Genomic DNA, 18,762 nt, shown 5'->3' on the forward strand with positions numbered 1-18,762 from the left:
TCACTACTCCATGTTGAGTTTGGGTAAGCGTAAGCGATCTACACCTAATCTAAGTTTAAGGTCTGTCCATTTCTCAAGGCGCGAAGATGATCCCGCTAAGACACCACGACCTTTTTCTTTGTTTAACCATAATTGTTTACCATTAAAACTGTATACAGGTAGAAGGTCTCTTCTTTGTGTCGCTGGTTTTATGGTTTTATCTAAGTTATCGAGTACCAAAGGTATTGAGTTTGGTTGTTCGTAGTATGCTAATACCATGTGGTATTGATTGAGCGTTGTGGCTTTTACCATGGTGATCCGCAGTTTATCTTCTGCGACACCCAGCTGCAGTAGGGTGAAGTATTTTGCGATTGAAAAGTCTTCGCAATCACCGCCGTTCACGCCAATAAATTCCATTGGTGATGCCCAATAATTTGAGTCCCCCCAAAGAATGCTGTCATCAACAAATCTAAAAAGATTAAAGAAGTAATTTACCTTCTCTAATTTTTCGATATCGCTCAACTGTTGTGCATCATTGAGTATTTTAAACCAAGCATTGGCGCGTAGTGCAGCTCTATCACCGTAACGCTTGGTTAATGCTGACACTATATGTTGTTGATTTAGCTCTTGAGTCGGTGCAGCAAATAGCAACGAAACTAAAATGGCCGATGTCACAATAATACTGTGGCAGACCCTTTTAGAAAATGTCGCGATGGCATGTGCGTCTTTACGACTCAATGACTAATACCTTTTTTGACAATTACTCTTCTAGTTCGTCAACAGTATAGATATTCCATCTCATGTCTGACATGGTATTTTCACCTGTTACAGATGCAATTACGCGGCGATTACGCTCTTCAGCCTCTGGTGTGCCACTGGTATCAACAGGTTTATCAAAACTGTAACCTACAGCAGACATTCGGTTAGCATCGATATCAAAACTGTTTTCTAACAGCTTTGTTACCGCTTTAGCGCGTTTTTGAGAAAGCGCTAAGTTGAGTTCATAACTGCCTCTAACACTGCAATGACCTTCAATAACCACATAAGTATTTGGGTGTTTTTTCATCAGCTTGGCAATTTTTTCTACTTCTTCATAATACTGAGGTTCGATAACATCAGAATTATTCGCAAATAAAATCTTTAGTTCTTCGCTGTGGTTAATATCAATTACTTGGCCACAACCATAGTTGTCTATGCTTGCACCTAAGATTGTACCTGCACAGCGTTCACGAGCGGTGATAACACCATCGCTATCCATGTCGGTAAGGTCAAAGTTTTGTTTTGTTGGCTTGTCGAGCTCAACGATGTCATTCATTGAGCATGCTGTTGTGGTGAACATTGCCACTAGGATCACTAAATATTTCATTATTTAACGCCTCCATCATAGGCATACTCGCCGCGCCATTCTTCTGGGCGGGTGACTCTTAGAGAATCTAATAAGCTACCTGCTGCATTTAATACCCGATAACGAGCGGCAATTTCATCATATTCAGTTTGTAGATAATCTTTACGTGCTTCAAATAACTCGTTTTCAGTATTGAGTAAATCAAGCAGTGTTCGCTGACCTAGATTAAATTGTTGTATATATGCAATCTGGGTTTCTTTAGCTGCAATGACGTGCTCGCGAATAAATTGTTTTTGTGGCGCAAGCATTTCGTAGGCATTCCAAGCCAGCGACATTCCTTCAACAACTTGGCGATATGCGCGTTGTTGGATTTCTTTCGCTTCGTTGATTTTATAGGCCGTTTCTCTATCGCGAGCGATATCTTTACCCCCAGAGAACAAGTTGTATTTAACCCGAACCATAGCGACTAAATCGTTACTGTGACCATTGACGTTTTGGCTGCTAAGTGAGCTGTAACCATCTTCTCCATCAACATCATTATTCCAGTTGCCATCGAGTTCTAAACTGAGCTGTGGAAAATAATTTGCCTGAGCTGAATTTCGTTCATATTTAGCGGCATTGATGTCACCTTCAGCAGATTTAAGGATAGGATGATCGTTTCTAGCTTTCATCAAACCTTTGTTTAAGTCTGCAGGTAGCATATCTGCATCTGGTACAGGTAATACTAGATTTTCTGGTTCAGATTCAACAATACGCACAAACGCTGCTTTAGCATCTTGTAAATTATTTTTTGCTGAGATGACATTTGCATGTGCACGGGCTAAACGACCAGTGATTTGTGATAAATCTGCCACTGAACCTAAACCAGAATCAGTACGTTGTTTGATTTGATCGTAAATGTCTTGATGACTCTCTAGGTTTTTTTCTGACAGCGTTAGCACTTGCTGAGTGCGTATATAGTCAAGGTATACCTCAGTTACCGTTAACGCCATGTCTTCAGCTGCGGCAAACAATGCCCATTGATCAGCACTGGCTTCATATGAATAACGGTCAACTTCGCTGCTAGTATAAAAGCCATCAAATAGCATTTGCTTAATGCTAAAGCCTGCTTCACCACGGTTTAAGTCAATGACGCCATCATCATCAACATCGCCTTGGCTCGCTTTGCGGCGTGTTGAAGGGCTGTCGGTTTGCTCCCAGCCATAGCCTGCAGATACATCAACCGTAGGCAAGTAGCCTGCAGATGCTTGGTTTACCTGTTCTTCGCGTGCTTTAAATTGGTTAAAAGCAATGCGTAAATCTGGATTTGTGTCTAGTGTATGCGCCACAGCTTGCTCAAGCGATTGGCTTGATGCTGTTGGTGCAATCAGCATAGACAAAGTAAGTGCAATTGCACTGACTTTAGGTCGCTGATTTTTAAAAGTGCTCATTTAAAACCCTCCTGGTTCTTCTTAGCGCTCTCTAAGAGCGGTATCTTTTGCTCTTAAAATTGGATTTAAAATGTACTCAAGTATTGATTTTTTCCCTGTGATAACGTCCACCGAAGTGAGCATTCCTGGGATTATTGGCATCTCTGTGCCATCGTCTTTTAATAAACTCGATTGTTCAGTTCTTACTTTGATAATGTAAAAACTATTGCCTTCCTCATCTTGTGAGGTATCGGCACTAATATGTTCAACGGTACCTTTGAGACCGCCGTAGCGAGTAAAGTCATATGCTGTGACTTTCACTATAGCAGGAAGTCCTGGATGTAAAAATGCAATATCTTTAGGAGTAATTTTAGTTTCTATCAATAGTTTATCTTCTGACGGAACGATCTCAATGATTTGCTCACCTGGCTGAACAACTCCACCTAAAGTATTAAAGTAAATCTTTTTAATTGTGCCAATGACAGGTGATGTAATCACCGCTCGACTGACTTTGTCAAAGGCACCTATTTGTGCCTGATTCATGCGAGATAATTTGGTTTGTAATTCGTTTAATTGTGCACGTAAATCCGTGGTGTACACAAATACAGCATCACGGCGCTTTAAGATGGCTTCATCCATTGTGGCTTTCACTTTTGGACGTAACAACCGCAGAGATTGCAGTTCACCTTGGATATCATTTACTGTTCGCTCAAGCTTTAGTAGTTCGACTTCTGGCACTATACCTTTGCGGGCGAGTGGCTTGGTTAATTCGAGTTCGCGAGTCACTAACTGGTAACTGGTGGTTAGTGTATTAATTTTTGAGGCTAGCTCTTCAATTTCTTGTTGTCGCTGCTGAATTTGACGAACTAAAATTTCTAGCTGGTTGCTGAGATTATCTAAACGCAACGAGTACTCTTGTTGTTGTCTTTTAACTAATTCTGGTTCAGCTTCAATTATTGAGCCAGGAAATATTAGCGCTTGCTTAGTAATTTTTACTTGCTCACGCCAATCTGCAGACATGTCGGAAATGACAATGCTGTCGAGCTCTGCCCGCATACGGATAATGTTAGTTTGTAAGCCGTAGACTTCTTGTTCTTGTTGGCCAAAATCAGATCTAAAACGTGTGTCATCGATACGTGCTAATGGTTGACCTTTGGTAACCATTACACCTTCCTGGACAAATATCTCTTGCAAGATCCCGCCGTCTAAGCTTTGAATGACTTGTAACTGTGATGATGGAATGACTTTCCCTTCACCTGTAGTAACCTGATCTAATTCAGAAAAATAAGCCCAAATAACAAAACAAAGCATCATGGCAGCGAGTGACCATATAATGAGTCGATGTCCTGTTGGGGCATCTGTCATCATAGCCCCGTAAACATCATCGACCATTTCCAAATCTTCAGCTGTCAGATGTTTACTCATGAGTTCTGAACTCCAGTAATTGCACCAGAGTTGAGCTTAGCAAGGACTTCATCTTTAGGACCATCGGCTACTATGTGACCTTTATCGAGCACAATGATTCTGTCAACCAAGTTGAGTAGATGCATTTTGTGGGTGATCAATAATAAAGTTCTATCTCGACTGACCAATTGCATAGAGCGAATAAATTGTTTTTCCGCTCGGGCATCGAGGCTTGCCGTAGGCTCGTCCATTAAGAGTATCGAAGGGTCATTTAGTGTAGCTCTTGCTAGGGCAACTGTTTGTCGTTGTCCACGACTTAGCGCCAATCCACCTTCACCAACTTGTTGATCCAAACCTTCAGACTCTAGGTTGGTAAATAAGCTTACCCCAGAAAGTTGAATCGCTCTCATCAATTGATGCTCTGTCACTTGACGAGAGCCAAATAAAATATTGTCACGAATGGAACCGTGAAATAAGGTGACATCTTGGGGTAAGTAACCAAAATTACGTCTGAGGTCACTAGGGTGAATTTGTCCTATATCGAGGCCATCAAAGCGTAGGCTGCCTTGGGAAGGTTTATATAATCCCAGTAATAGTTTGGCCAATGTGCTTTTACCTGATCCATTTCGGCCAATAATAGCAATGCGTTCACCGGGGGCGATTCGTAATGATAAAGGGTACAAACTTGGTTTTTCAGACTCTGGAAAGGTGAAACTGATACTGTCAGCTTCTATTTTTCCCATAAAGCGTTCTTTATTGGCTAAATGCCCTTTATCTTCAAATTCATCTTCTTGTTCCATGATGGCATTCAGTTGACGTAATGAGCTCACAGTATGGTTACCGCGGGTTATTAAGCCTGCTAATTGAGCCATGGGGGCTATCGCTCTACTCGATAGCATAACTGCAGCGATTATGCCGCCCATTGATATTTCATTATCGGCTAAGCGATATACACCCAAAATAACAACCAATACAACAGTCAATTGCACAACAAAGTTAGCGATATGGCTGACATAATTTGACAGTTTTTTGGTTTTGAGCTGCCAGTTTGCAGTATGACCAATCATTTGTTGCCAACTTTTTTGCACTAAACCTTCAGCGCCATTGGCTTTGATTGATTCTAATGCCGATAAGCTTTCAATTAAATGCCCATGTTTTAAACTGGCAAAGCGGTTACTTTCTTCAATAGCTTGTTTTAGTTTTGGCTGTAAATAGAGGGTAGCGGCAATAATAATTAAACTGCCAATAACAGGTATAACCGCTAAATCCCCCGCGAAAATATATATGATAATGACAAATAACAAAGCAAACGGCAGATCGACTAATGCTGTAATTGTGGCGGAGGTTAAAAATTCGCGGATACTATCAAATTCACCTAATTGCCTAGCCATACCTCCGACGCTTGGAGAGCGTTTTGATAACGGGATACCAATGGCTTTAGCAAATAATTTTGACGAGACAATGATATCAACCTTTTTACCTGCAACATCAATTAAGTAACTTCTCAATTGACGCATAATAAAATCGAAAATATAAGCAATTCCGGCGCCAATGGCTAATACCCATAATGACTCAAATGCAAGGTTTGGTACCACTTTGTCATACACATTCATGATGAAGAGCGGTGAAACAAGGGCGAATAAATTCACCAGTATTGATGCAATTAGTGCATCTCGATATATAGGAGCAGCGTCCTTAATGCTTTGTAACAACCAATGGGTACTATTGTCATGAAGGTGAACATCAAAACTTTTATCACCACGATAATCTTGTTTTACTAAAAATAGATAGCCAACATATAAAGATTCTAACTCTTCAATAGTGAGAGAGCTTTCACCACCCGTTTCAGGGAGTTGAATCATGACTTTATCATTATCTAAATCAATTTTTCTTAAAATACAGGCTTTTTTATCTTTTAATAATAAAATACACGGTAGGAGTATGTCTGAGATCTGGTTTAAGTCTTTACGTGATAATTTTGCGGATAACCCCCTCTAGCAGCTGCTTGTGGCAGTAACTCAGGGGTAATAACCTTGCCTGAGAGTGGAAGACCGGCGGCTAATGAATCGATTGAGCAAGGGCTGCCAAAGTGTTCGGTTAATAACACAAGACTATCTAGTAACGGATCGACCGTTACCTTTTGGGAGGCCGAAATCGTCCATTGTTCATTGATTTTAGACGCAGTTGTTGGCACTGATCATTTATCCTTAATAATTATTATTAAATTTTAAACAGTTTGCAGACGCTCGTATATTACTACGAAGCGTCAACAAAGTGTTGTATTTAAGGAATAATACTACCATCGAGGTTATTGTCTAGGAGTTCTACTGATGCAAAACTTTCGGCTGCTGTATCGGTACCATCGACGATTAATGCACCATCGTTTAACAATCCATTGATAATGACTCCATTATCAGTACTGCCATATACATCAGTTAAATCTACTCCATCTAATATGATATGTTGCTCAAATACTCCATCATTATCGGCATCAATATTAATAGTAGTGGTGCCGTCATTTTCACTGAAATTAAGCATACTGTCTAAGTTAGTCGGGTTTTCATTAACCAATAGGTCACTTAAATCAAGACTGTCTTTACTGACGTCAAAATCAATCATGGTATCAGTGCCGTTTTCATTGGCATTCCATACAAAGGTATTGTTACCTTCACCACCACTTAATATATCATCTCCCAAACCGCCGCTGAGTAAGTCGTCGCCTAATCCACCGATTAGCATGTCGTTACCATCGCCACCAATCAGCACATCATCACCAGCACCACCATCAAGAATAGCATCGGCAAAGTAAATACCGCCAGTTGAGCCACCCGCTCCATCTGAGATATAAGTTCCTGTTTGAGTACTACCATCACTTAAGGTAATCGTGAAAGTTGCACCTGCTGAAGCTAAATCACTACCAGTATCAGCCCCTAGGCTATCTGTATCAATTGAGAACCAGAATTGGTCGCCATTTGTAAAGTCACCTTCGGTAAATGTCGCTGTAAATGTGCCACTGTCTGCCGTCATATTGGCAAAAATGTCATCGTTACTATCTTCTATACCTTGTGAATTAGAGCCTTTTACAAGATTGGAATCACTGATATCGAAAATAGCGTTTGAATCACTTCCTGCATTAAGGTTAATTTGTATCTGAGTGATCGATAAGCCAGCAGTTAATAATGCAGCTTCAAAACCGAATTGATTTTGGTTATTGTAAGTATTTCCTGAAGCGACTGTGGCATTTATGCTTAACATTACAGCACTCGTAGCGGTTGAGTTAGCAATAATAATGTCGTTTTCGTGGGTTCCGGTTAATTTTGTTGAGTCTTGATAATCAATCGTGACATTAGCGCTGTCTTCAGTGCCATTACCGGTCAAAGTATAATTGAAACTATCGCCATCATTTGCAGCGGTAACCGTAACATTGCCATTATTTAGCGATGCATTATTGCCGCTGACATCAGTGACACTAGTGATTTCAGCATCACTAGTCGTTGCATCACCATGTGTAAGGTATTCAGTCGAAATAGTGATATTATTTCCAGCTGTTTGATTGGTAATAATATTATTGACATTGGCATCTAATGACGCGTGGTAATCAACATTAATCACTAAATCAAATGTACCAGTATCACCATCATTATCAATAATGGTTACTTCAAATGTCTCTTGCTCATTGAGTACATTTTCACTTGAATCGATAAAGTAATTATATTCACCAGAGACAAAGTCAACGGTAAATGTTGCGCCCAACGCAGTGGTGATGATTTGTATAGGATTATTTGCATCGTAGCTGTAAGTCACACCATCTATCACTAGTTGATCTACACTTCCGCCATCGGCACCGACTAATACACCTGTTGTACTGGTTCCTAGAATACCTAATCCACCACTAATAGCGTTAGATTCAAAATAATCGAGAATAGTATTGGTTAAATCATCGGCATCATTCACTTTAATCGCATACTCTTCATCACCATTCACTTCAGGATATGAAATAGGTAATATTTGATCTAAGCTAGCATTACCAATACCAATGCCAAATGCAATGTCATAGTAAGTATCTAGGTATGTTTGCCACTGAGTTTGAAGCGCGGCATCAACATCATGGCCATTTGTTGGAACACCATCAGAAATAAAATACACAAAGCTTTGATCTGCGTCAGGTAGATTTATATCCGCCATAACAGTCTCTAAGGCTATGTCATAGTACGTGCCTCCATTTGCTTGGAGTGCATTAAGATAATTTATCGCTGCGTCAATGTCGTCAATTAACCAAGTAGAATTTGTAACACTGCTAGAGTAGGTAACAATTTGAACGTTAACATTACCGGCATCATCCACTTCATTAATTAATGCGGTTAGAGATTCAATAGCGGTTTCTAAGTAGGTTTTTCCATTACCTGCGCTGTTATCCATACTACCTGAAACATCTAAAATCAGTGTTAGGTTAGTCGTGATTGGATCCGCACTAGATTGAAGGTTTTGTTCAATATTTTGAACAACAGGTACATCGTCATGAATGGATATCGTTAATGTCGCATCACTACTATACCCAGAGTCATTCTCAATGGTATAGCTATATTCTTCTAACACATCAGCGCTAGTAGTATTAGAATTTGTGAGTTCATATTGATAATCGCCCGCTCTGAAGCCATTAGTATCATCGGTATATACGGTTAGAGTACCGTTAGCGGTTGTAATGGTAATAATACCATCAACAGGTGATTGACCACCTAAGCTGCTTATGACTGTAGTACTGCTAATGCCAGAGTCGTTGTCTAATAGATTGCCCGTAGCAATATTAGAACCTGTACCTTCTAGGGTACCGCCAACTAAACCGGACTCTGATACTTCTGCAGTATTATCTGCAGCGATAGGTGTGGAGTCTTGAGACATACTTAGAACAGCCGTCGATTGATCACCATCAGAGTCTTCAAGCAGATAAGTGAATTCTTCAGTTATTGGTGTTCCGTTTCCTATAGATGTTGCTGTTAACGAATTAAGAGAATAATTAGTACTCAGACCAGCAGATAACACGATATATTGAAAAGGACTGCTAGAATCAATAACTAATGAATTACTGTTTGATGTTCCAGTAGATACAACATTTCCACTAGCATCATAAGTAGTCCAAATAACCTGTTCTGAATCGCCGACATTATCTAGATTCAAATCAACACTATTAATTGTCGCTGGTGAGCCTAAATCGATAACAAGTGCCTCTCCAGCACTTATTTGAGCATTATAAACTCCAATACGGCTATTACCATTGTTAGAGCCAACATTGCTGCCTGGTGTACCTAAGTTGCTTAGGTCGAAAGTTGTGGTCGCGCTGAATCCATATAAATCTATGTCAGTATTATTCTTTAAATCATCATATGTAAAACTATTGATAGTGGTATCAGTTTGTGTTGATAGATAGCTATAGCTACCATCTTGATTAATAACTAATTGTCCCTTACCCGTGTCTATAGTGAGGTTACCATCACTGTCAAAGCTGTCATAAACAACATTGTCATAGGTAACACTAATCAGCGTTGTAGAGTCGACTCCCTAGTGTATCGATTCCAGAACCATCGGTACCCTCTGCCGTTATCACATTGCCATATGCTAAACCACCAAAGCCAATGCTATCAGTGTCATCAACAGCAACTGGGGCGGTATCATTGACATCAATTGACACTAGTGTCCACTCAGAATTTCCTATTCCATCAGTTGCTTGATAATAGAAACTATCAACTAGTGTATCGCTACTACTGTGATCAAGGTTTGCAGGAGCTTGGTAACTGTACGTTCCGTCTGCGTTGATAGTTATAGTGCCGCCCAGAGTTGTTGTGAAACTTTCTCCTGCTTGAGTGGCATCAATACTATTGTTATTTGAATTCCCTGGTGCGAATTTGAATACGGATAAGCTATTGCCTTCAGCATCACTATCGTTATTAACTAAGTCATTGGTAGTGAATAGGAGCGTCTCGCCTTCAACTGTGATTAACGCATCAGGAGCTGCTTCTGGAGTAGAGTTTGTACCGACAATGGTAATAGTGACCGTATGGGTCGCAGTGCCATCGGCTGAAGTTACCGTGATATCTCGGGTAAGGGTTTCCCCTTCAGCAAGTGACTGCACATCAATGTGGTTATTATTTAAAGTGTAAGTCCAGTTACCATCGGCATCAATACTGAAGCTACCGTAGTTGGCATCAGCGACATCTGTTTGTGTTTGGAACACTGCTTGACCGGCATCAACGTCGGTCACGGTTAAGCTGCCCGTGACCATCTCAACGGTGGTGTTGTCGGTATCGGTAGCACCATTTTCAGTGACTATACCTGCATCGGTATCGCCACTACCGACAGTGATAGTAGCAGTATCGTTAGCGCCTACAATATTAATGGTTACTGTGGCAGTATCAGTTGCACCGTATTCATCGGTTACTGTGTAAGTAAAGGTATCCGTAGCAAGTTGCCCAGCTGTTAGGGAATCAAATGAGTTATTAGTGTCATATGAATAGGTACCATCACTGTAAATGGTTAATAACGCACCGCTTGGTAGTGTAATTACTTGTCCGTCAGTAACTACCATGTCATTAACTTCTGTTAGCGCAAAGGTGTTGCCTTGTGAATCTGAATCATTGTTGAGCAAACCTTCAGTTGCATTTGCAATCGTTAATATGCCGTCTTCCGCAACGAGATAAGTCCCCATAATTGCAGGTCCCGCAGCAGTGATACTCGTTAAGAAGTAGTCTGACGAGTCTGCCAATGTGATTCCATTGGTTTGCTCATTAATCGTTTGCGTAGCTTCAAATACTAATTGATCAAATACTATGTCACCAGTATCGATAGTAAAGGTACCGGTATTACTTGATGTTGTACTAAATGTTTCAGTCGCAACAAGTTCACCGTTGTAATAAGCCTTCCAAACGCCTTGTTCTCCATCATTTTCGTCTGAGAATAAATTTGCAACACTGAATGTTGCTTGATTTACTAATCCATTAAAGTCAATAACAATTGCTTCAGAGGTTCCAGTCGCTGAATCATATTCAATTTGGCCGGTAATTTGGTCCGAAGTTCTTGGCGAGCCTGTCACTCCAAGCTTATTCGTACCTGATTCATAGCTTACTGTGCCCATTGAACCATCAGCATTACGAGCTGAAATAGTCATTAGGTTCTCACCATCAGACTGTGGAATCACCCAAGATGTACTAGATCCTGTTGTTACAGTATATGCAGAACCAGGGACATCATCATTAGCATCAACGTTGTTTATCGTTGCTGTATCTGTAGCGGTTGTTGATTCGTTACCTGCGGCATCTGTTTGTGTTATTTCAACTGTGATTTGATCACCTGCTCCTGGAACATCTTCAGTCCATGTGATCTCACCATTGTTATAATCAAAAGCAATGCTAGGCGTTGAGCCGTCAAGATTAACCAATTGACCATTTTCGAGTTTTAAATCAAATGAAACTTCATTTCCATCTACAGTGATAGATATAGAAACAAAACCACCTGCAACTAAATCAGCATTTTCAACATCTGCTTTAATTTGTATTCCACTTCCGTTGGAAGCTATTTCATTATTATTTAACCAACTATCTCCGGGTGTTCCGTCATCAACAATAATAATTGATAGAGCGGAAGGTGCCGTAAGATCAATGGGTTTAGTATCATTAGCAATAGTTGATGGGTTACCAGCTTGATCAATCACTTGCGCGGTGACATCAACATCGGTAGCTCCAGTCGTCACAGGGACTTCCACAGGTAAACCACTGTCGAGCATTGCTTGCGTGACAGAGCCATTAAACAATTCATTACCGTTACCGTCAGTGACAATCAAGGTGTCGCCAACTTGGGTGCCTATTTCCAATGTAATAATAGCGGTTACTGAATTATCAGAACCAATTTCATCCGCACTGTATATACCTTCATCACCCATACCAATAAATTCAATATTAGGCATTGGTGCTGGTGTTGTATCTAGAGTTTCAGCATCATCCGCAGTGAGCGGATTACCGTTACTGTCAGAGGCGGTGGCCACAACGGTGATTTCACCGTCGACCAGGGCTGAGATATCAATGTTATCGACTGCGTAGCTGCCGTCAGCGTTGACGGCCACATCGTTAATTTCAATGGTGTTGCCATCGACATCGGTGAGGACTAAATCAACCGTGCCGCCAGTCGGAATATCTTGGCTGGTTCCGGTGATGTCAGCTTGATCATTCGCGTTATCAAGGATAAAGTCCACGGTTAGGTTACCGGCGGTGGCATCGAGCTCTTCAGCATCATTCGCAGTGAGCGGATTACCGTTACTGTCAGAGGCGGTGGCCACAACGGTGATTTCACCGTCGACCAGGGCTGAGATATCAACGTTATCGACTGCGTAGCTGCCGTCAGCGTTGACGGCCACATCGTTAATTTCAATGGTGTTGCCATCGACATCGGTGAGGACTAAATCAACCGTGCCGCCAGTCGGAATATCTTGGCTGGTTCCGGTGATGTCAGCTTGATCATTGGCGTTATCAAGGATCAAATCCACGGTGATGTTACCGGCGGTGGCATCGAGCTCTTCAGCATCATCCGCAGTGAGCGGATTACCGTTACTGTCAGAGGCGGTGGCCACAACGGTGATTTCACCGTCGACTAGGGCTGAGATATCAACGTTATCGACTGCGTAGCTGCCGTCAGCGTTGACGGCCACATCGTTAATTTCAATGGTGTTGCCATCGACATCGGTGAGGACTAAATCAACCGTGCCGCCAGTCGGAATATCTTGGCTGGTTCCGGTGATGTCAGCTTGATCATTCGCGTTATCAAGGATCAAATCCACGGTGATGTTACCGGCGGTGGCATCGAGCTCTTCAGCATCATTCGCAGTGAGCGGATTACCGTTACTGTCAGAGGCGGTGGCCACAACGGTGATTTCACCGTCGACCAGGGCTGAGATATCAACGTTATCGACTGCGTAGCTGCCGTCAGCGTTGACGGCCACATCGTTAATTTCAATGGTGTTGCCATCGACATCGGTGAGGACTAAATCAACCGTGCCGCCAGTCGGAATATCTTGGCTGGTTCCGGTGATGTCAGCTTGATCATTGGCGTTATCAAGGATCAAGTCCACGGTGATGTTACCGGCGGTGGCATCGAGCTCTTCAGCATCATTCGCAGTGAGCGGATTGCCGTTACTGTCAGAGGCGGTGGCCACAACGGTGATTTCACCGTCGACCAGGGCTGAGGTATCAACGTTATCGACTGCGTAGCTGCCGTCAGCGTTGACGGCCACATCGTTAATTTCAATGGTGTTGCCATCGACATCGGTGAGGACTAAATCAACCGTGCCGCCAGTCGGAATATCTTGGCTGGTTCCGGTGATGTCAGCTTGATCATTGGCGTTATCAAGGATCAAATCCACGGTGATGTTACCGGCGGTGGCATCGAGCTCTTCAGCATCATCCGCAGTGAGCGGATTACCGTTACTGTCAGAGGCGGTGGCCACAACGGTGATTTCACCGTCGACTAGGGCTGAGATATCAACGTTATCGACTGCGTAGCTGCCGTCAGCGTTGACGGCCACATCGTTAATTTCAATGGTGTTGCCATCGACATCGGTGAGGACTAAATCAACCGTGCCGCCAGTCGGAATATCTTGGCTGGTTCCGGTGATGTCAGCTTGATCATTCGCGTTATCAAGGATCAAATCCACGGTTAAGTTACCGGCGGTGGCATCGAGCTCTTCAGCATCATTCGCAGTGAGCGGATTACCGTTACTGTCAGAGGCGGTGGCCACAACGGTGATTTCACCGTCGACCAGGGCTGAGATATCAACGTTATCGACTGCGTAGCTGCCGTCAGCGTTGACGGCCACATCGTTAATTTCAATGGTGTTGCCATCGACATCGGTGAGGACTAAATCAACCGTGCCGCCAGTCGGAATATCTTGGCTGGTTCCGGTGATGTCAGCTTGATCATTCGCGTTATCAAGGATCAAGTCCACGGTGATGTTACCGGCGGTGGCATCGAGCTCTTCAGCATCATTCGCAGTGAGCGGATTACCGTTACTGTCAGAGGCGGTGGCCACAACGGTGATTTCACCGTCGACCAGGGCTGAGATATCAATGTTATCGACTGCGTAGCTGCCGTCAGCGTTGACGGCCACATCGTTAATTTCAATGGTGTTGCCATCGACATCGGTGAGGACTAAATCAACCGTGCCGCCAGTCGGAATATCTTGGCTGGTTCCGGTGATGTCAGCTTGATCATTCGCGTTATCAAGGATCAAATCCACGGTGATGTTACCGGCGGTGGCATCGAGCTCTTCAGCATCATTCGCAGTGAGCGGATTACCGTTACTGTCAGAGGCGGTGGCCACAACGGTGATTTCACCGTCGACCAGGGCTGAGATATCAACGTTATCGACTGCGTAGCTGCCGTCAGCGTTGACGGCCACATCGTTAATTTCAATGGTGTTGCCATCGACATCGGTGAGGACTAAATCAACCGTGCCGCCAGTCGGAATATCTTGGCTGGTTCCGGTGATGTCAGCTTGATCATTCGCGTTATCAAGGATCAAGTCCACGGTGATGTTACCGGCGGTGGCATCGAGCTCTTCAGCATCATTCGCAGTGAGCGGATTGCCGTTACTGTCAGAGGCGGTGGCCACAACGGTGATTTCACCGTCGACCAGGGCTGAGATATCAACGTTATCGACTGCGTAGCTGCCGTCAGCGTTGACGGCCACATCGTTAATTTCAATGGTGTTGCCATCGACATCGGTGAGGACTAAATCAACCGTGCCGCCAGTCGGAATATCTTGGCTGGTTCCAGTGATGTCAGCTTGATCATTCGCGTTATCAGGATCAAGTCCACGGTGATGTTACCGGCGGTGGCATCGAGCTCTTCAGCATCATTCGCAGTGAGCGGATTACCGTTACTGTCAGAGGCGGTGGCCACAACGGTGATTTCACCGTCGACCAGGGCTGAGATATCAACGTTATCGACTGCGTAGCTGCCGTCAGCGTTGACGGCCACATCGTTAATTTCAATGGTGTTGCCATCGACATCGGTGAGGACTAAATCAACCGTGCCGCCAGTCGGAATATCTTGGCTGGTTCCGGTGATGTCAGCTTGATCATTCGCGTTATCAGGACCAAATCCACGGTGATGTTACCGGCGGTGGCATCGAGCTCTTCAGCATCATTCGCAGTGAGCGGATTACCGTTACTGTCAGAGGCGGTGGCCACAACGGTGATTTCACCGTCGACCAGGGCTGAGATATCAACGTTATCGACTGCGTAGCTGCCGTCAGCGTTGACGGCCACATCGTTAATTTCAATGGTGTTGCCATCGACATCGGTGAGGACTAAATCAACCGTGCCGCCAGTCGGAATATCTTGGCTGGTTCCGGTGATGTCAGCTTGATCATTGGCGTTATCAGGGATCAAGTCCACGGTTAGGTTACCGGCGGTGGCATCGAGCTCTTCAGCATCATTCGCAGTGAGCGGATTGCCGTTACTGTCAGAGGCGGTGGCCACAACGGTGATTTCACCGTCGACCAGGGCTGAGATATCAACGTTATCGACTGCGTAGCTGCCGTCAGCGTTGACGGCCACATCGTTAATTTCAATGGTGTTGCCATCGACATCGGTGAGGACTAAATCAACCGTGCCGCCAGTCGGAATATCTTGGCTGGTTCCGGTGATGTCAGCTTGATCATTCGCGTTATCAAGGATCAAATCCACGGTGATGTTACCGGCGGTGGCATCGAGCTCTTCAGCATCATTCGCAGTGAGCGGATTGCCGTTACTGTCAGAGGCGGTGGCCACAACGGTGATTTCACCGTCGACCAGGGCTGAGGTATCAACGTTATCGACTGCGTAGCTGCCGTCAGCGTTGACGGCCACATCGTTAATTTCAATGGTGTTGCCATCGACATCGGTGAGGACTAAATCAACCGTGCCGCCAGTCGGAATATCTTGGCTGGTTCCAGTGATGTCAGCTTGATCATTCGCGTTATCAAGGATCAAGTCCACGGTGATGTTACCGGCGGTGGCATCGAGCTCTTCAGCATCATTCGCAGTGAGCGGATTACCGTTACTGTCAGAGGCGGTGGCCACAACGGTGATTTCACCGTCGACCAGGGCTGAGATATCAACGTTATCGACTGCGTAGCTGCCGTCAGCGTTGACGGCCACATCGTTAATTTCAATGGTGTTGCCATCGACATCGGTGAGGACTAAATCAACCGTGCCGCCAGTCGGAATATCTTGGCTGGTTCCGGTGATGTCAGCTTGATCATTCGCGTTATCAAGGATCAAATCCACGGTGATGTTACCGGCGGTGGCATCGAGCTCTTCAGCATCATTCGCAGTGAGCGGATTGCCGTTACTGTCAGAGGCGGTGGCCACAACGGTGATTTCACCGTCGACCAGGGCTGAGATATCAACGTTATCGACTGCGTAGCTGCCGTCAGCGTTGACGGCCACATCGTTAATTTCAATGGTGTTGCCATCGACATCGGTGAGGACTAAATCAACCGTGCCGCCAGTCGGAATATCTTGGCTGGTTCCAGTGATGTCAGCTTGATCATTCGCGTTATCAAGGACTAAAGTCCACGGTGATGTTACCGGCGGTGGCATCGAGCTCTTCAGCATCATTCGCAGTGAGCGGATTACCGTTACTGTCAGAGGCGGTGGCCACAACGGTGATTTCACCGTCGACCAGGGCTGAGATATCAACGTTATCGACTGCGTAGCTGCCGTCAGCGTTGACGGCCACATCGTTAATTTCAATGGTGTTGCCATCGACATCGGTGAGGACTAAATCAACCGTGCCGCCAGTCGGAATATCTTGGCTGGTTCCGGTGATGTCAGCTTGATCATTCGCGTTATCAAGGATAAAATCCACGGTGATGTTACCGGCGGTGGCATCGAGCTCTTCAGCATCATTCGCAGTGAGCGGATTACCGTTACTGTCAGAGGCGGTGGCCACAACGGTGATTTCACCGTCGACCAGGGCTGAGATATCAACGTTATCGACTGCGTAGCTGCCGTCAGCGTTGACGGCCACATCGTTAATTTCAATGGTGTTGCCATCGACATCGGTGAGGACTAAATCAACCGTGCCGCCAGTCGGAATATCTTGGCTGGTTCCGGTGATGTCAGCTTGATCATTCGCGTTATCAAGGATCAAATCCACGGTGATGTTACCGGCGGTGGCATCGAGCTCTTCAGCATCATTCGCAGTGAGCGGATTACCGTTACTGTCAGAGGCGGTGGCCACAACGGTGATTTCACCGTCGACCAGGGCTGAGATATCAACGTTATCGACTGCGTAGCTGCCGTCAGCGTTGACGGCCACATCGTTAATTTCAATGGTGTTGCCATCGACATCGGTGAGGACTAAATCAACCGTGCCGCCAGTCGGAATATCTTGGCTGGTTCCGGTGATGTCAGCTTGATCATTGGCGTTATCAAGGACTAAAGTCCACGGTTAGGTTACCGGCGGTGGCATCGAGCTCTTCAGCATCATTCGCAGTGAGCGGATTACCGTTACTGTCAGAGGCGGTGGCCACAACGGTGATTTCACCGTCGACCAGGGCTGAGATATCAACGTTATCGACTGCGTAGCTGCCGTCAGCGTTGACGGCCACATCGTTAATTTCAATGGTGTTGCCATCGACATCGGTGAGGACTAAATCAACCGTGCCGCCAGTCGGAATATCTTGGCTGGTTCCGGTGATGTCAGCTTGATCATTGGCGTTATCAAGGATCAAATCCACGGTGATGTTACCGGCGGTGGCATCGAGCTCTTCAGCATCATTCGCAGTGAGCGGATTGCCGTTACTGTCAGAGGCGGTGGCCACAACGGTGATTTCACCGTCGACCAGGGCTGAGATATCAACGTTATCGACTGCGTAGCTGCCGTCAGCGTTGACGGCCACATCGTTAATTTCAATGGTGTTGCCATCGACATCGGTGAGGACTAAATCAACCGTGCCGCCAGTCGGAATATCTTGGCTGGTTCCGGTGATGTCAGCTTGATCATTCGCGTTATCAAGGATAAAGTCCACGGTGATGTTACCGGCGGTGGCATCGAGCTCTTCAGCATCATTCGCAGTGAGCGGATTACCGTTACTGTCAGAGGCGGTGGCCACAACGGTGATTTCACCGTCGACCAGGGCTGAGATATCAATGTTATCGACTGCGTAGCTGCCGTCAGCGTTGACGGCCACATCGTTAATTTCAATGGTGTTGCCATCGACATCGGTGAGGACTAAATCAACCGTGCCGCCAGTCGGAATATCTTGGCTGGTTCCGGTGATGTCAGCTTGATCATTGGCGTTATCAAGGACCAAGTCCACGGTGATGTTACCGGCGGTGGCATCGAGCTCTTCAGCATCATTCGCAGTGAGCGGATTACCGTTACTGTCAGAGGCGGTGGCCACAACGGTGATTTCACCGTCGACCAGGGCTGAGATATCAACGTTATCGACTGCGTAGCTGCCGTCAGCGTTGACGGCCACATCGTTAATTTCAATGGTGTTGCCATCGACATCGGTGAGGACTAAATCAACCGTGCCGCCAGTCGGAATATCTTGGCTGGTTCCGGTGATGTCAGCTTGATCATTCGCGTTAT

The 18,762-nt window shown here is 44.9% G+C and carries 10 protein-coding genes and 1 pseudogene; all 11 read right to left on the reverse strand.

Annotated elements, in window-relative coordinates; translation table 11 throughout:
* Positions 1–3: 3 nt before the first annotated feature.
* Positions 4–654, reverse strand: a complete 651-nt coding sequence (locus N4T56_RS22125; protein ID WP_390904141.1) for a transglutaminase-like cysteine peptidase — start codon at positions 652–654, stop codon at positions 4–6.
* 85 nt (positions 655–739) lie between these two features.
* The gene (locus tag N4T56_RS22130) at positions 740–1,345 is read right to left on the reverse strand and encodes an OmpA family protein (protein WP_261734713.1); all 606 of its coding nucleotides are present in this window, start codon (positions 1,343–1,345) and stop codon (positions 740–742) included.
* The gene (locus tag N4T56_RS22135) at positions 1,345–2,754 is read right to left on the reverse strand and encodes a TolC family outer membrane protein (RefSeq protein WP_261734714.1); all 1,410 of its coding nucleotides are present in this window, start codon (positions 2,752–2,754) and stop codon (positions 1,345–1,347) included. Before N4T56_RS22135 ends, N4T56_RS22130 begins: the two co-directional genes overlap by 1 nt.
* A 21-nt stretch (positions 2,755–2,775) precedes the next feature.
* Positions 2,776–4,158, reverse strand: a complete 1,383-nt coding sequence (locus tag N4T56_RS22140; protein WP_261734715.1) for an HlyD family type I secretion periplasmic adaptor subunit — start codon at positions 4,156–4,158, stop codon at positions 2,776–2,778.
* Positions 4,155–6,331 (reverse strand): annotated as a pseudogene (locus N4T56_RS22145) (type I secretion system permease/ATPase). The gene N4T56_RS22140 and the pseudogene N4T56_RS22145 overlap by 4 nt, the downstream one beginning before the upstream one ends.
* 89 nt (positions 6,332–6,420) lie before the next feature.
* Positions 6,421–9,036, reverse strand: a complete 2,616-nt coding sequence (locus N4T56_RS22615; protein ID WP_315903082.1) for a beta strand repeat-containing protein — start codon at positions 9,034–9,036, stop codon at positions 6,421–6,423.
* A 631-nt stretch (positions 9,037–9,667) separates the two neighbouring features.
* Positions 9,668–14,866, reverse strand: a complete 5,199-nt coding sequence (locus tag N4T56_RS22160; RefSeq protein WP_261734716.1) for a beta strand repeat-containing protein — start codon at positions 14,864–14,866, stop codon at positions 9,668–9,670.
* Between the two features lie 41 nt (positions 14,867–14,907).
* Positions 14,908–15,156, reverse strand: coding sequence for a hypothetical protein (locus N4T56_RS22165; protein WP_261734717.1), 249 nt, complete (start codon positions 15,154–15,156; stop codon positions 14,908–14,910).
* Between the two features lie 41 nt (positions 15,157–15,197).
* Complete coding sequence (locus N4T56_RS22170) at positions 15,198–16,763, reverse strand: beta strand repeat-containing protein (protein ID WP_261734718.1); 1,566 nt, start codon at positions 16,761–16,763, stop codon at positions 15,198–15,200.
* A complete protein-coding gene (locus tag N4T56_RS22175; RefSeq protein ID WP_261734719.1) occupies positions 16,723–17,484 on the reverse strand; it encodes a hypothetical protein in 762 nt (253 codons plus the stop codon). Before N4T56_RS22175 ends, N4T56_RS22170 begins: the two co-directional genes overlap by 41 nt.
* Positions 17,485–17,596: 112 nt before the next feature.
* Positions 17,597–18,762: hypothetical protein (locus N4T56_RS22180; protein ID WP_390904099.1), on the reverse strand; the 1,166-nt coding region annotated here is incomplete at its 5' end.

The sequence above is a fragment of the Shewanella phaeophyticola genome, from assembly GCF_025398315.1.
GTDB lineage: Bacteria > Pseudomonadota > Gammaproteobacteria > Enterobacterales > Shewanellaceae > Shewanella > Shewanella phaeophyticola.

Coding starts and splice junctions, on each gene's coding strand:
- N4T56_RS22130 (WP_261734713.1), bottom strand. CDS start 1,345: ATGAAATATTTAGTGATCCTAGTGGCAATGTTCACCACAACAGCATGC.
- N4T56_RS22135 (WP_261734714.1), bottom strand. CDS start 2,754: ATGAGCACTTTTAAAAATCAGCGACCTAAAGTCAGTGCAATTGCACTT.
- N4T56_RS22140 (WP_261734715.1), bottom strand. CDS start 4,158: ATGAGTAAACATCTGACAGCTGAAGATTTGGAAATGGTCGATGATGTT.
- N4T56_RS22615 (WP_315903082.1), bottom strand. CDS start 9,036: ATGTCTCAAGACTCCACACCTATCGCTGCAGATAATACTGCAGAAGTA.
- N4T56_RS22170 (WP_261734718.1), bottom strand. CDS start 16,763: ATGCCACCGCCGGTAACATCACCGTGGACTTTAGTCCTTGATAACGCG.